The sequence below is a fragment of the Enterocloster bolteae genome (assembly GCF_002234575.2).
Classification (GTDB): domain Bacteria; phylum Bacillota; class Clostridia; order Lachnospirales; family Lachnospiraceae; genus Enterocloster; species Enterocloster bolteae.
In genome coordinates, this window is sequence record NZ_CP022464.2 from 4,995,493 (window position 1) to 5,012,241 (window position 16,749).

The 16,749-nt window shown below is 44.0% G+C and carries 8 protein-coding genes; 6 read left to right on the forward strand and 2 right to left on the reverse strand.

What is annotated here, in order from left to right:
- Nucleotides 1–55 precede the first annotated feature (55 nt).
- Nucleotides 56–751, reverse strand: coding sequence for a GntR family transcriptional regulator (locus tag CGC65_RS23065; protein WP_002568687.1), 696 nt, complete (start codon nucleotides 749–751; stop codon nucleotides 56–58).
- A 181-nt stretch (nucleotides 752–932) separates the two neighbouring features.
- Here CGC65_RS23065 and CGC65_RS23070 point away from each other — a divergent pair, with 181 nt between their 5' ends.
- From CGC65_RS23070 to CGC65_RS23090, 5 genes are all read left to right on the forward strand, one after another.
- A complete protein-coding gene (locus tag CGC65_RS23070; RefSeq protein ID WP_002568688.1) occupies nucleotides 933–2,195 on the forward strand; it encodes a Glu/Leu/Phe/Val family dehydrogenase in 1,263 nt (420 codons plus the stop codon).
- Nucleotides 2,196–2,659: 464 nt separating this feature from the next.
- Complete coding sequence (locus CGC65_RS23075) at nucleotides 2,660–4,132, forward strand: GntR family transcriptional regulator (protein ID WP_002568689.1); 1,473 nt, start codon at nucleotides 2,660–2,662, stop codon at nucleotides 4,130–4,132.
- Between the two features lie 616 nt (nucleotides 4,133–4,748).
- The gene (locus CGC65_RS23080; protein WP_002568690.1) at nucleotides 4,749–9,563 is read left to right on the forward strand and encodes a CheR family methyltransferase; all 4,815 of its coding nucleotides are present in this window, start codon (nucleotides 4,749–4,751) and stop codon (nucleotides 9,561–9,563) included.
- Between the two features lie 131 nt (nucleotides 9,564–9,694).
- Nucleotides 9,695–12,277: a hybrid sensor histidine kinase/response regulator gene (locus tag CGC65_RS23085; protein WP_039896887.1), complete on the forward strand. Its 2,583-nt coding sequence runs from the start codon at nucleotides 9,695–9,697 to the stop codon at nucleotides 12,275–12,277.
- A 5-nt stretch (nucleotides 12,278–12,282) separates the two neighbouring features.
- Nucleotides 12,283–13,842: an ABC transporter substrate-binding protein gene (locus CGC65_RS23090; RefSeq protein WP_235622179.1), complete on the forward strand. Its 1,560-nt coding sequence runs from the start codon at nucleotides 12,283–12,285 to the stop codon at nucleotides 13,840–13,842.
- A gap of 94 nt (nucleotides 13,843–13,936) precedes the next feature.
- Here the strand turns inward: CGC65_RS23090 and CGC65_RS23095 are convergent, their stop codons facing one another.
- Entirely contained in the window at nucleotides 13,937–15,235 is a 1,299-nt protein-coding gene (locus CGC65_RS23095) for an ABC transporter substrate-binding protein (protein WP_002568693.1), read from the reverse strand.
- Between the two features lie 301 nt (nucleotides 15,236–15,536).
- Between CGC65_RS23095 and CGC65_RS23100 the strand changes: the two genes are divergently transcribed.
- Nucleotides 15,537–16,742, forward strand: a complete 1,206-nt coding sequence (locus CGC65_RS23100; RefSeq protein WP_193466550.1) for an IS110 family RNA-guided transposase — start codon at nucleotides 15,537–15,539, stop codon at nucleotides 16,740–16,742.
- The last annotated feature ends 7 nt before the right edge of the window (nucleotides 16,743–16,749 follow it).

Genomic DNA, 16,749 nt, shown 5'->3' on the forward strand with positions numbered 1-16,749 from the left:
TAAAAACAAAAATGTAAATTCTGTCTCATGCATATTTACATTTTTGTAATTTTATTTAATTAATCTCATCAAAGCAATCCATAATTTCATTCTTTGTATTACGGATATCCTGTGCAATTAACTCAATGCACTTATCCAGCAGATGCTGCCTTAATGCCTCAATCAGTTGGCAGTGTATCTTGATTTCATAATGAAATTTTTCCAGCGGCGCACTATTCACATTGTATGTAATATGGAGTATGCGTATCCGTTTCGTCAAATCAATCAGATTCTTGATTTCATCCCCTATGATTTTTGGACATAAATCAATCAGGTATTCGTGGAATCTCATTTCTATGTCAAAAAAATCCTCTACCAGCCGCTTCTTGGCATCCAATCCCCCATCTGGTTCAATATTCAGAAGTTTCCTGAATTCATCTCCAAAACCGTCAAGCACCTGCATGTCCGCAATACTTATGACCTCCCGTATTACCTGGCTCTCCAGTGCCTCGCGGAAATTAAAAATGCAGCTTAGTTCCTCCTTGCTCAGCTCCCTTACATAGCTTCCGCTTCTGGGATTAATGATAACATACCCATCCTTATTCAGAGATTTCAGGGCATTGGTCACCGGGGTACGGCTGACTCCCAGAGAATTACTCAGGAAATCCACATCCAGCTTCTCATTGGGCTTGAGCTCATTATTAATTATTTTCGCTTTAATCTCTTCATATATCAGCTCATTCAAGCTGCTGTATTTTACTTTATTAAACATGTTCCTCGCTTACTGATATCTAAAATTTTAGTTTGTAAATTTATAATAATGCAATATTGGATGTTTGTCAACTAAATATTTTTACATCTCATACTTGACAAACAATACTTATCAGAATATAATTTTTATAAAATCTGAAATTTTACATTTTACATTTCTTATTCATGAAAGGAGGATACGAATGTCAGACACATATGACCCTTATCAGGATGTGCTCCAGATTATCGAGGATTGTGCGAAAGCGTGTGGGTATGAGCGGGATGATTATATCGCCCTGGCCTATCCTGAGAGAGAACTTAAGGTAGCCATACCCATTGAGATGGATGATGGATCCATCCAGGTTTTTGAAGGCTACCGTGTGCAGCATTCCACGTCACGCGGCCCTGCCAAAGGAGGAATCCGCTACCACCAGGATGTCAACATAAATGAGGTAAAAGCATTAGCTGCCTGGATGACCTTTAAGTCCGCGGTAGTGGACATTCCCTTTGGCGGAGGAAAAGGCGGTATCAAGGTGGACCCGTCCACTCTGAGTATTCATGAGCTTCGCAGACTTACCCGCCGCTATACTTCCATGATAGCTCCCATCATTGGTCCGCAGCAGGATATACCGGCACCGGATGTAGGAACCAATCCAATTGTCATGGGTTGGATTATGGATACCTACAGCATGCTGAACGGTCACTGTATACCGGGTGTCGTGACAGGAAAGCCCTTGGAGCTGGGCGGAGCTGTTGGCCGAAAAGAAGCCACGGGGCGGGGTGTGATGTTCACTGTACATAATTTGATTCGCGCTCTGGACCTGGATATCTCATCCTGTACCGCCGCCATTCAGGGATTTGGTAATGTTGGAAGTACCACAGCCCGGCTTCTGTATGAATCCGGCGTCCGTATCCTGGCTGTAAGCGATGTCTCAGGAGGAGTATTCTGTGAAAGTGGTCTTCCGATAGTAAAGATTCTGGAATTCTGCAAATCCGGAGCTCTGCTTAAGGAATATGCGGTCAAAGACAGCTCTGTGACCTTCCTGTCCAATGATAAGCTGCTGGCACTTCCTGTAACATTTCTGATTCCCGCTGCCCTGGAGAATCAAATCAACCGTACCAATCTGGAAACAATCCATGCCCAATACATCGTGGAAGCTGCCAACGGCCCGGTGTCCATGGAAGCCGATGCCCTCCTGCATGATAAGGGAATCCTCATTGTTCCTGATATCCTGGCCAATGCGGGCGGTGTGGTTGTCTCCTATTTTGAATGGGTGCAGAATATCCAGGAAATGTGGTGGACCGAAAAAAAGGTGAACCAAACCCTGGAGGAAAAGATGGGTGCCGCTTTCTCTGATGTTTGGGAAACTGCAAAAATACGCCGTATTTCCCTGCGCAAGGCGGCTTACCTCATTGCTGTCAAAAGGGTAATAGATACGAAAAAACTGAGAGGAATCTGGCCTTAATATGGGCATTCTTATTACATCATAAAGGGCGCGGTCAGCCTGCTGGTATAAATCCTCAAAATTTGCCCCGTCCCCGGGGGATAGGGCGATACCGATGCCGGCCGTGACACAGCATCTTTACGCGGGCTTTAGCACTCCCATGAAGGTGTGATTGCTGCCAATATGGGACTCTGTATTTCCTCACAGATACAGCCCGGCTATATAATGGACAGATTATAAAGCCCCCAATCCCGAAACCATAAATACCGTTTTAATTGCAAATACCAGAATCTTGTCCTATAATTGTCATATAATACGGGGTAAAAACCAGGAAGTAATCTGTCTTTGTGTTTATAATAGAGTTTCTATGGGGTTATCGCATCTGGATCAGGCGGTAAAGGTTTCAAACTTTTGAACACTGTGCGTCATTCACACCGATTGCCCAACCATATATTAAACTTTTAGTATTATTAGGAGAGACGAAAATGGGCTTGATATACGATGGCTTGATGTATGAAAGAATATATGAAATATTAAAGGACCGGATTGAATCCGGAGTGTTACCCGCTGGCACCAAACTTCCATCACGGGATAATTTATGCAGGGAATTTGGAACATCGGCTAAAACCATCCGCCGCGTGTTATCCATGCTGAAGGAAAATGGATTGATTGAGACACACCAAAGAAAGCGTCCCGTTGTAAGTTTCCATCAGCAAACCAGGCGTCCAATGATAAATCTTGCATTGAAGAGAGTAGATACCTCAATTACCGATGAGGTTCTAAAAACAGGAGTTTTATTGGGGTATCCATTGATTGAAAATGGAATTGCTCTCTGCAGACAAGAAGACTTTATAATTCCCCGGAAAATCGTGGAAAATATGGATATTAATAACTCCGCAGAGTTCTGGCGGTTAGCCAAACAGTTTCAGAGGTTTTTTATCAGACGAAATGAAAATGATTTAAGCCTGCGTGTAATGGATAGTCTGGGGCTTGCGGGGTTAAGACCTCTGCAAGACAATTTAGAAATCAGGACCAGGTTTTATGAACAAATGCAGGAGCTGATGAGGGTTATTGAAAACAGAGGGGATACTGATAGTGTCCATTTCGATGACCTGTCCGGAATGTACGGGCTCACATATGGAAGCGAACCTGCCTTCGATGTTCCTGTGGACTCCGCGGCTGTACTTGGCAGAAAGCAGCTGGAAAAGCTCTTACTAAGAGAAGAAGTAAGATATTCAGCTGTTTATATGGATCTTTTGGGTCTTATCACCATGGGACGTTACCAGCCAGGAGACAAGCTCCCAACTCATAATGAATTGCAGAAACTTTATAATGTGAGTGTGGATACTACTCTTAAAGCAATACAGATTTTGCAGGAGTGGGGTGTTGTAAAAGCAGTCCGTAGTAAAGGGATCTTCGTAATGATGGATATACAGGCCCTAAAGAAAATCGAAATACCTCCCCACTTAATCGCATGTCATGTCCGCCGTTATCTGGATACTTTGGATTTGCTGGCCTTGACGATTGAGGGTGTTTCCGCCTATGCTGCCGAACATATCTCACAGAAAGAAATTGAGGAGGCAATGAGTGAAATTAAGCGCTGCTGGAATGAAGACCACCGATATATGCTTACTCCTTCATTCCTTCTGAATCTTATAGTTAAGCATACCGGGGATGGTTCACTCAATGCTATCTATATACTTTTACGGCAAAATCTGGGGATAGGCAGAAGTATTCCTGCCTTGCGCGAAACAGAAAAAACTGCTGAAGACTATGAACTGTATGAGCAATGTGTCACTGCACTGAATCAGCTTTACGCAGGAAGGCAGGAAGATTTCTCAAACGGGACCGCTAAAGCATTTCGGTATATCTACGATTATGTAACTGAAAAATGTAAGAACTTAGGCTACTATGATTCTGCGATGGCTGTCTATGATGGTAGCGCGTTGTGGAAATAACAGCCATCCCACGCGATTTTTAAACTGGAACTGTCCATGGCGGAAGCAGCTCCCTTTTCATCTGAAGCAGCTGCCGCCATTATATCCTATCTTTATCATCTATATAGTCAATTCCGTAAATTTCCGGCTCTGTAAATTCATACTCCATTACTCGTAATAATCCCTGTAATATTCTGCACTGCTGTGCGGAAGATATGATGGAACCTTTTATTGATGATAATTGTTTCTGGAACGGAACTGTCATCCTCCAATAGCAAGTAAAATATTGCATCTCAAAGACTAAAAAAACGAAGGTATTGTTGATATTTAAAGACTGCGGTGATATAATTATTGAATATATGGTTAAGGTACCAAGATTCTTATGTCAGCTAAAAGTACCCGGCAGTATAGTATTCTTTTCCTTACCTTCATCTGAAGCGTAAGGTATATTTTTGTTTACCTGAAAACTGGCTGCATGGACATGGTTATTAGCATTTTTTTACGGTAAGAAACCTCATATATCTGTTTGAGTATGCATTTACAACCTGTGGAGCAAAGTGAATCAGCGGACTGACAATATTCAATTAAAATGATAGTAAGAATAAATGATACGATTGTAAAGGGGGATATCAATGCAATGGATAAGATGAACCATGGTGCTGTAAAATGCCAGCTAAAATATTGTGTTGGAATAGGGGCTTCTGCCGGAGGTGTGGAGGCTTTACAGGAGCTTTTCCGGAATATGCCGCTGGATACAGGTGCCTCTTTCATCGTTGTACAGCACTTGTCTCCTGATTCCGTGAGTATGATGGATAAAATTCTACAGAAATCAGTTAAAATGCCGGTACGTCTGGCAGAAGAGAACATGGAGCTCCGGCCTAATGAGGTCTATTTAAACATTCCTGGCATGATACTGGAGGTAGAGAGCGGACACCTCCATCTCAGTCCGGTACATGACCGTGTACAGCGCTATGCGCCCATCAATCAAATGCTTAATTCCCTTGCTTCGGATAAAAACATACACACCATTGCCGTGATTCTCTCAGGCAGCGGATCGGACGGTACCATTGGTATCGGCTCTGTCAAGGAAAACGGCGGTACTATTATTGTACAGAAACCCCTGGAGGCACAGTACGCTTCGATGCCGCAGAGCGCCATTGCCACGGGCCTGGTAGATCTGACAGAAAATGTATCCAAAATCGGACTGGCAATACGGGACTATTTAAAAAATCCCAATAACCAATACCTTCACTATGATGACGGGGTTGAGAATCAGGAACTGGCAGGATATTACAATCAAATCATTGATGCCATATCAAAGTATTCTGATATTGATTTTTCCGCCTATAAATCCAATACAATTTACCGACGGATTGAACGCCGCATTGCAATCAATAAATATACCTGTATTGAAGATTACATGGACCATCTGCTTGCATCAGAGGAGGAAAAGGGGCTTTTGTGCAGTGATCTTCTGATTGGAGTGACTTCTTTCTTTCGGGATGAAGCCGCTTTTAAAAGTCTAGGCGAGCATGTACTGGCCCCGCTGCTTCGGGAAAAAAAATCAATCCGTATATGGAGTATTGCCTGTTCCACTGGTGAGGAAGCGTATTCCATTGCAATTTTACTCTGCGAATATATGGAGCGGCTGAATTACAATGCGGATGTTAAAATTTTTGCCTCCGATACAGACCCGGATGCCATTGCTGCGGCTCAAAGAGGCTTCTATACCGAAGGCAGCCTGGCCAGCATTAATGAACTCATGATAGAAAAATATTTTGATAAGAAAGAGGACGGCTACATCATCAAGGACATGATCCGTAAGATGATTGTTTTTGCCAAACACAATATATTTAGAGATGCCCCTTTTTCCAAACTTGATTTAATTGTATGCAGGAATATGTTCATCTACGTAAAACCAGAAGTTCAGCAGCGTACCATTGGAAATTTTCACCATCTTCTCAACGACGATGGGTGCCTGTTCCTGGGCAACAGCGAATCACTGGGCGATTTGGAAGGAGCGTTTGATGTCCTGGACAGGAAATGGAAAATATTCCGCAAAAATAAAGAGTTCCATACAGAAAATAATGGTTTTTATCTATGGGATAACCTGTCTCACCCTCAGAAGGCAATGCAAGAACCTGCTGGAAATCTGCGCCCAAAAGTCCGGCCTACAAATATCTTCGAACGGCTTTTTTTTGATTTTGCAGGACCGTCAGTCCTGGTGGACGGTTACGGAAAAATTGTACAAATTATTAAAAGCGGAGGCCGGTATCTTCGCTTGCAGGACGGACAGTTTGATAATTCCATCAGTTCGTGTTTTGCCCCCAGCCTGACGATTCTTCTGAACCATATTATGGAGCAAATGAAGGAAAGCAGCTGTTCATGTGTTGAAAAAAATGTGACAGGAGTGGCGGACTATCCGGATGAAAGCCTGAATATTAAGGTCAATTATTTTAACCTGGATAATGACGAATATTTTTTGTTCCAGATAGGAATTGGCCGGACAGCCATGCCGGACTCAGCCGATAAAAGCCTGGATATCAGCGAATTAACAAACAGCAGGATTGCCCAGCTTGAATATGAGCTGGGGGAAAGCAACTGGAGACTGTCTCTGGCCATGGAGGAGTCAGAATCCCGCAACGAGGAGTTACAGGCAACAAATGAGGAACTGATGGCATCCAATGAAGAACTGCAAAGCACCAATGAAGAGATGCAGTCAATCAATGAAGAACTCTACACAATCAACGCGGAGCACCAGAGTAAAATTACAGAGCTGACTACGGCATACTCAGACTTTGACAATCTGTTGGTAAATGCAGAGGTTGGCGCACTTTATGTGGACCGGGATATGAAAATCCGTAAGATTACCCCCATCATGCTGCAAAACACCAATCTCCTGAACTCAGATTTAGGGCGCCCGGTGTATCATATCAATTTCATTGATTCCTATGAGAGCTTTAATTCAGATATTAAAAAAGTGGCTGAAACAGGGACAATTATAGAACGGGAAGTGACGGATGCCCGCAACTCCATATGGTTAGTCCGAATCCGCCCTTATTATGAAAAGCCGGAGCAGGTCGGCGGACTGCTGGTGACTATGTTTGACATCACCAGGCGCCTGGAGGCAGCGAAGTTTGAGTTAAAGCGCCTGACGGACAGTGTGCCGGGCGGTGTAGTGCGGATGCATTATGACGGAGAACTGATCATTGATTATGCCAATGACAGCTTTTATGCCATGACCGGCTGCAGTCCTGAGGATGTAAGGTATAGATTTCACAACCGTCTCAGCAAAATGATACTTTCTGAAGACTGGACACAGATGGAACAGCAGATTGAGTCGGCGGCAGCTGGAAATGGTATTTTAAAATACGAGTACCGCGGAGGCAGGGATGCTCTGTCAGCCAGGTGGTATTCCATCCAAGCCACAGTGTTTCAGGTAAACGGCCTGACTGAACTCCAGGGCATCATCATGGATATCTCCAAATTGAAAGACTATGAGCAGCGTCTGCAAAGAGAACGGGATTATTATAACACCCTCTATCAGAACATGCTCTGCGGGATTGCGCAGTATGCATACGACGAAGATGCAATGGACTTTATTGGTATCAATCCTGAATCGCTCCGCATACTGGGCTATTCATCCCTGGAAGAATTTAAGGGCCAGGGCGGGCCTACGATGCTGGACATAACATATAAAGAGGATAGGGAAAGAATTGTGGGAATGCTGCAAACCCTAAAAAAGGAGGGTGACTGCGTCAGCTTTGACCACCGCATCGTCCGTAGTGATGGGGAAATCCGCTGGGTAACCGGTGCCTCCAAGCTTATTACATCCCCAGAAGGAAAGCTGCTGATACAAAGTACTTTTATTGACACAACTGAGGAAAAAAGGACGCTTGAACAGCTTAAGGAGGAAAGAGACCGTTATGATCTGCTTTACGAAACCTCATACAATATGGCCGTGTGCGGCGTCATCCAGGCAGATGTCAAACATAACAAAATAATTGCGGTCAACAAAGAGGCCTTGCAGCTTCTCGGTACAGACGCGGCAGGCCTTGAAACGCAGTTATTTAGCCGGGAAGCCGAAAAAGGTGTTCCGAATTTAAGCAGTATCGGTGAAATGATGCAAGCCGCAGCGGAAAATGAACACAAGCGCTTTTCGCATATTCTCAATTTTAAAGACAGATATATGTCCATTGAAGGCGCTGTGGATTACATCATGGAAGACAAAAGCGTCAGGGTGGTTCAGTTTACATTTTTAGACAATACGGAACGGGAGCTTCTGCGTCAGGCAGAGACGAAGCTGGAGATTGCCACGAAATCCAGCAAAGCCAAATCCTATTTTCTCTCCAAAATGAGCCATGAAATCCGTACACCCCTCAATGGAATAGTGGGTATGATTGACAGTGCGATGCTCTACCGCCATGATAAAGAAAAACTGCTGGACAGCCTGAACAAACTGAAACGCTCCTCTCTCCATCTTCAGCAGCTGGTCAGTGAAGTGCTGGACCTGTCCAAAATTGAAAGCGGGAAAATGGACGTTAATATGGGACCGGTGAATCTGCAGCTTTTGCTGTCCGATGTCATTGAAGAATTTGGTACGATGGCTAAGGAAAGAGGAATCGGCCTAACCCAGACTGGAAAACTGCATCATAAATATGTGAATACCGATAAGGTAAAGCTCCATGAAATACTGGCAAATCTGATTGGAAATGCCCTTAAATTCACCGACAGTTCAGGGGTGGTTCTGCTGAATATAGAGGAAACTGTAATTGCAGAACGGGAATCCCTGTATACGTTCCAAGTACGGGATAATGGGAAAGGAATCAGCAGAGAAGATCAGGAACGGATTTTCGAGGCCTTTGACCAGGGTTCTCATGACCATTTATACGGAAATTCAGGGAGCGGCCTGGGGCTGACCATCTGTAAGAGCCTGGTGGCGATGCTGGGAGGCTCGCTGAAAGTCGATAGTATAGAAAATGCAGGGTCGGAATTCTCATTTACTCTCACAATGGATCTGTTGGACGAAGAAAAAGAGACGGATACTCCGGTAAAATCCTGCTCCTGTTATCAGGGGCATCGTGTTATGGTAGCGGAGGATAATCTTATAAATGGGGAAATCGCAGAAACCTTTCTGCGCTCCTTTGGATTTGAAGTGGATTTGGTGAAGAACGGCCAGGAGGCATTTGATACCTTTGCCGACTCACCGGAGGGAACCTACAGTATCATTTTAATGGATATTCAGATGCCTGTCATGAACGGGTATGATGCTGCCCGTCAGATTCGGTCTTGTGAAAATGGAGACGCAAAATCTATCCCTATTCTGGCAATGAGCGCGAATGCATTTCAGGAAGACGTGGCGTGTTCACTGGACGCCGGTATGAATGAACATCTGTCCAAGCCAATTGATATGGAGACATTATTCAGTGTCATTGGCAAGTATATAAAGTAAAGCTTAATGCCGCAGTGCGCATGCACTTCTCTGCTGTCTCTCAATCATGTACAATGGGAGTATTCCTTAAAACAAGCGGAACATTTGGAATATGGTATAGGCTTGCTTATATTGATAGAGGAGGAGTGCGCATGAAAATCAAACAGGGAAAAGGCAGATACATCGCGCTTGCTCTCGGAAACATTGCTGTCGTTGCTTTTATATTGATTCTTTCAATAAGCTATGTACAGGACGTACAGCGTGACAAGGCCGCAACAGCAAAAGAATCTTTTACCGCAGCAATGGAATCCACAGCCCAGCTATCCTATGGTTATATGAGCAGTCTGCAAAATGAGTGTGACAGCTGGGCCTCCTATTTGGAAAATCATGAATATTCGATGGATGAAGCCATTGAATATCTGAAGGAAGTTAATATAAACGATTATGTCTCTGTACATATATTGTATTATGATACATTGTCCGGGTTATCCGCAGGCTTAGAACAGAGTGTGAACAAAGTTGACTATTCTCAGCTAACAGATGCATTTTCCTACATCCTCCCTAAAATGGTAAACGGCACAAGGGGGGAAGGAACCATTTACATATCATCGGCATATATCAATCCCATGGACGGGGTCAATAGTGTCAGTTTCTGCAGCCTTCTGACTATCAGGGACGAACATGGCGGCCGTGCAAAGGCCATACTCGTCAAAACAATTCCTGTGGAGATTCTGCATGCCCAATGGATTTTCCCAGGAGCATACCGTGAAGCAGAGGTTTCTCTGCTGGATATCAACGGACAGTATATCATTCAATCCGACTCCATGGGAGGTGATACATTCTGGACCTTCATCAAACAACACAACGACCTGTCTTACGTTGACATAGGTGAATACCAGAGTTCCTTTCAGAAAAAGGACCACTATCTGGTTGAGTTGATGGATCAGGATGGAAAACCGGCCTATTACGTCAGCGCACAGATAGAAAACACGCCAAACTGTACATTTGTGGGCTATATCCAATCCGAGAAACTGTCTGCCATGGGCTATGACTATGACTGGCAGATGTCTTTATATATAGTTATGGGATTTATCTTCCTCCTGCTGCTTGACGGAAGCTATGTCCTGCATATAAACAAACGGCTTAGAAGGAGTATCGAGGAAACCCAAAATGCCAATATGGCAAAGACAAAATTCCTTTCTTCCATGTCGCATGATATCCGGACTCCCATGAATGCCATTATCGGGATGACAGAAATAGCTAAGAAACAGATTCATAATCCTGCACAGGTACAGTACTGTCTGGACAAGATAACCTTGTCCGGAAACCATCTTCTTACTCTGGTCAACGATGTATTGGATATTTCACAGGTTGAATCAGGAAAAATGGCATTACACCCGGTTGTGTTCTCCCTTCCTGAATGCTGCGCAAACCTTATTAATATAATAAAATCGCAAATCCAGGAAAAGGAACTGCAATTTGACGTGCATGTGCGCAATTTAAAATATGAATATCTATATGCAGATGAGCTCCGGATGAACCAGATATTCATTAACCTCCTTACAAATGCCGTAAAATACACAAATCCAGGCGGTAAAATTATCGTGGAATTTGAAGAGGCCCTGCAGCCAGGTGACAAGGGTAACGTGGTTTTAACTTATACCGTGCAGGACACCGGTATCGGTATGTCCAGCGATTTTATGAGGGATATGTACCAGACCTTCACCCGTGCAGTAGATTCCCGTATTGATAAAGTACATGGCTCAGGCCTGGGGCTTGCGATTACCAAGCAGATGGTTGAGCTCATGAATGGCACCATTAATTGTGAGAGTGAGCCTGGAAAAGGTACCAGATTCATAGTCGCCCTGCCGCTTCCAGCCACTGAAATTACAGATGATTTAATGCTTCCGCCTCTTCATCTATTACTGGCGGACAACGATAAAACATCCCTTGATGCAGCAGAAAATATGCTGGTATCCATGGGAGTGGCGGTCGATACGGCAGACAATGGACATACGGCGATCGAAATGGCAGAGGCAAAGCACAATGCTGGTGAAGATTACCCCATTATGATTGTGAGCCTTAAAATGCCGGATATGAATGGAATTGAAATTGCCGGAACGATTCGCGCTAAGGTTGGCGAGGACTCTCCAATCATTCTTATCAGTGCGTATGATTGGTTTGAGATGGAAGATGCTGCCAAGGCAGCCGGAATAAATGGTTTCATTAATAAGCCCATGTTTAAATCAACCATCTATGAAAAGATAAACGAGTACCTGCACTTCACTGAAAAGAATGAAAAAACGGCTGAAAGCAGTTCTGATGAATTACAGGGATTACATCTCCTGGTCGCAGAGGATAATGATCTGAATTGGGAAATTATCCAGGAGCTGCTGAAATATAGAGGCATCACAGCGGTCAGAGCAGTTAATGGACAGGTTTGTATTGACATTTTAAAGCATGCAGAACCAGGTACTTTTGATGCAGTTCTGATGGATATTCAGATGCCCGTCATGAATGGCTATGAAGCTTCTGCAGCTATACGTGCATTTCCGGACATGTATATACGGAATATTCCTATTATTGCCATGACCGCAGATGCGTTCGCTGAAGATATCCGAGCCTGCCTGGATACTGGAATGAATGGCCATATAGCCAAACCGGTTGACATGAAAAAGCTGTTTAAGGAGCTGAGAAACGCAGGACTTACCAATGGGAATGAAAGGAAACGCTGATGATTATGAAAAGGGCATTGACCATTCTGTCAGTATCAATTCTGGCCGCGGCCTGGCTTTGCGGATGCGGAAAAATCAGGAAAACAGAAAGCAGGGACGCAGACGTCTTATACCATGCCTGCTATTCAGAACCATACGTGACGTTAGACCCAAGTGCAGAGCAGTCGAATGGTATCAGGATACTGTATAATGTATATGAAACCCTGACGCATTACGATGATAAGACCGGAGAAGTCATACCTAAACTTGCTGTTGAGTGGTCATCCAATGCCGATGCCACTGAATGGGTTTTCAAACTGCGCAACGATGTCCAATTTCATGATGGAGAAAAAATGAATGCGGAGACCGTCAAGAAATCCATTGACCGGACCATTGCCCTTAATAAAGGCGCTGCTTATATCTGGGACAGTGTGGATTCCATCGAGGTGACCGGGGAATATGAAGTGACCTTTCATCTCCGCTACGGTGCCTCAATCCCCCTCATTGCGTCAGCAGGCTATGCCGCTTATATTATGAGCCCGAATGCGGCTGATAAGGATACCGAATGGTTTAATGCAGGAAATGACGGAGGAAGCGGACCTTATACCATTGCTACGGTTTCAGCAAGAGCGGTTACCCTCTCCTCCTATGAAGGCTATCGCGGCGGCTGGGAGGATAATCAGTATAAGAACGTCTATATCCAGGAGATTTCCGACTCAGGTACACGGCGCAGACTTCTTGAGGCCGGCGAGGCCCATCTTACTTCTGAATTATCAGCAGAGGATCTTGCAGCATTAAGCGAGAACGATGGAGTCACCATCCTGCCCGCTGATTCGTTCACCAATGTAATCCTGATGCTGAACACAAAAAGCTCCCCCTGTTCTAATGCAGATTTTCGAAAAGCGCTGGCATATGCTTTCCCATATGAAGAAGCGGTTCATGATATTTTACAGGGAAATGCGGCTCAATCCTGCGGTATGATACCGAAAGGCCTTTGGGGCCATCAAGATAATTTAACGCAGTATCACTGCGACCTGAAAAAATCAGCGGAGTACCTTGAAAAATCAGGATTAATGGATGCTACTGTTACGGTTACCTTCATAGTAAATGATGCCGTATATCGTGAGATTCTTCAACTGTATAAAGAAAACCTTGCCCAAATAGGTGTTACCCTGAAACTTCTCAACATGGACTGGGATGCCCAGTTAGCTCTTGCAAAGAGTCCCAATCCGGATGACTGCCAGGATATATTACTAATGAAATGGTGGCCGGATTACGCGGATCCGGCTGGCTGGTTCTCTCCGCTGCTGATGAGCAGCGGGGATTCAGTGGGCTACAACTTCTGTTATCTGGATGATGATATATTTGGTGAAAAGAATCGCGACGCCGTCAGGCTGACAGCGACCAATAAAAACGAGGCGGAAAAACTTTATATTGAGATGCAGGAGGAAATTCTGGACCAATGTTATATGATTTTTGCTTATAACACGCTTCAATACTATGCTGTAAATAATGCAATCCACGGTGTATACGAAAACCCGGCTTATCAGACATGTGTCAGCTATTATGATATTACAAAAGACTGAAAATGATTGGCACTTATGCATATCAGGGTCTCATGGATTTTTACCAGTAGGCGGACATAGCGCTTTATCATTCAATGTACACTCGTTTTTATCGTTAATTCCCGTATTTTGAAATTTCCTCCATCTGTATGGAATCGTATTCTGCCGCCACTTGTGCGGCACTCTTCCCTCTGCAGAGCTGCTGGCTTAAGTCCCGCACATTTTCCCACACATTGAAATTCAGGCTGAAATCCTGATTAGGAATCTGTCTGCCTTCTGCTATACAGGCAATAAATGAATTTGTCTGAGGTATATCAGGCGCTGTGGCATTTTTTGAAGAGGATATTCTTCCCTGGCTTTTGGCCAGGGAATCAAGTGTTTCAGCCTGCCCCAGCGCTTCTACAATGGCAATAGCCGAGTCTAAATGTTTTGACTTTGGATTGATTGCCATTCTCTGATCAGCCCCCACAACACAGATAGAGCCATTTTTAAGCACAGGTATAGGTGTCATTGCGATTTCAAACGGATAGCCTTCTAACGCTTTTCCGCTGTAGATTGCACAAATAAAAGCGCAGTTTCCATTGGCAAAAAACGACTTTTCCTCCTCTTTTTTTGGAAGCGTGTCAAGTGCCCGCTCCGGATTCATATATCCTTTATCAATCATCATCTGAAGAAAGTCAAAGCCTTTTTCCATATATTCACTGATTGCCACCGTACCATTTGACAATGCTTCCAGCTTTTGATTACAATCGTCACTCTGGTAAACATCATAAAGGCCGGCGCACATAACCGGAACTGTCAAGGCAAAATCCTTGTTTGCTCCATAGGGAAGAATTCCATTTTCTTTCAGTGTTTCGCATACATCGAGAAATTCATCCAGATTCTCCGGCAGCTTCAAACCATACTGTTTCAGCATATCAACATTCCATATAAAGCCGAAACCAGTATAAGATAATGGAATCGAAAATACCTTTCCGTTATAGGTACTCTGCGACAGCGCATCATGGGACAGGTTACCGGTGAACTCCAGAGAGGACATATCATATATGTAACCTTTCTCATCAAACTCCAGGACATCTTCTGCATGTATCGTGTATAAGTCATCCGCATTTCCTGAAGCCAGGCGCTTCAAAAGAAGCTCCCGGTATGATAATCCCTCCGCTGCATAATAATCCGCAGAGTCGCTGTAAACCGCTATATTCGTATTTCCGTCTTGATTCAGCACTGCTTTGCAGCGCTCCTCTATTGCCTTTGAAACCTCAATATTCTCTGTAAAGGCGGTAACCGGTGTTTCCCGGATGTTATCGTCTACATACAGCTCCGGAACCGACTGCTCCGTATTGCAGCCAGTCCCCAAAATGGCAGCTATCATAAGAGTCCCCAATAATCCCCTTTTTGTCCTAATCTTCTTCATTCTGTCTCCCCCAGTCTACTACAATATATTTATGGTTAATATCCCTTACAGCCAGTAAGGAATTATCCATCTTGTTGCTTAAGCTGTTACAATGTTGGAGCAATCGGTATATCGGCCTCCTTTCTTGGACTTCGCGTCCGTAATTAAGACTGATAACCAGCTCCTCATTTGCAGCGTTCGTTTTATGCAGGTTGAACTGCCTTTGGTACGTTCGTGTCACACCACAGTAGATTGAATAGGCAATGAGTAAAACTGGTACTTATCTATTGCAATAATCTTTAGGAGTGACAAATTTATGAACATGAACGCTGTTGGTATTGATGTTTCCAAAGGCAAAAGTATGATCGCCATTCTACGACCTTATGGAGAAATCGTTTCTTCTCCCTTTGAAATCAAGCACACCTCCAGTAACATCCAATCCTTAATTGAGCAGATCCGATCAATCGAAGGTGAATCACGCATCGTTATGGAACATACTGGCCGTTACTACGAACCACTGGCTCGTGAGCTTTCTCTGGCAGGTCTTTTTGTAACTGCCGTAAATCCTAAGCTCATTAAAGATTTTGGAGCTCATTCTCTCCGCAAAGTAAAATCTGATAAAGCTGACGCTGTAAAAATAGCTCGTTACACCCTTGACAGTTGGACGGAATTGAAACAGTATAGTCTTATGGACGAACTACGCAATCAACTAAAGACCATGAACCGTCAGTTTGGCTTCTACATGAAACACAAAACAGCTATGAAGAATAACCTCATCGGTATCCTCGATCAGACTTACCCTGGTGTTAATACTTACTTTGATAGCCCTGCCCGTGAGGACGGCAGCCAGAAGTGGGTTGATTTTGCTACTACATACTGGCATGTGGACTATGTTCGTAAATTCTCATTAAATGCATTTGTCGACCATTATCAGAAGTGGTGCAAACGTAGGAAGTATAACTTTAGCAAAGACAAGGCTGAAGAAATCTATGGAGCTGCAAAGGAGCTTGTTCCTATACTTCCAAAAGATGATCTAACCAAGCTGATCGTGAAACAGTCCATAGAACAATTAAACACTGCTTCCAAGACCGTGGAAGAGCTCCGTACCCTGATGAATGACACAGCCGCCAAGCTGCCGGAATATCCCGTTGTTATGGGTATGAAGGGTGTTGGCCCGTCTCTTGGCCCTCAGCTTATGGCTGAAATCGGAGATGTCACACGCTTTACCCACAAAGGGGCTATCACTGCATTTGCTGGTGTAGACCCAGGTGTCAACGAATCCGGAACCTATGAACAAAAAAGCGTTCCAACCTCCAAACGCGGCTCATCTTCCCTCCGAAAAACCTTATTTCAGGTCATGGACTGTCTCATCAAAACAAAACCGCAGGACGACCCTGTATATGCGTTTATTGATAAGAAACGTGCTCAAGGAAAGCCTTACTATGTCTACATGACTGCAGGCGCTAATAAGTTTCTGCGTATCTATTACGGAAGAGTAAAAGAATATCTAATGTCTCTTCCAGAATAGAGAATAC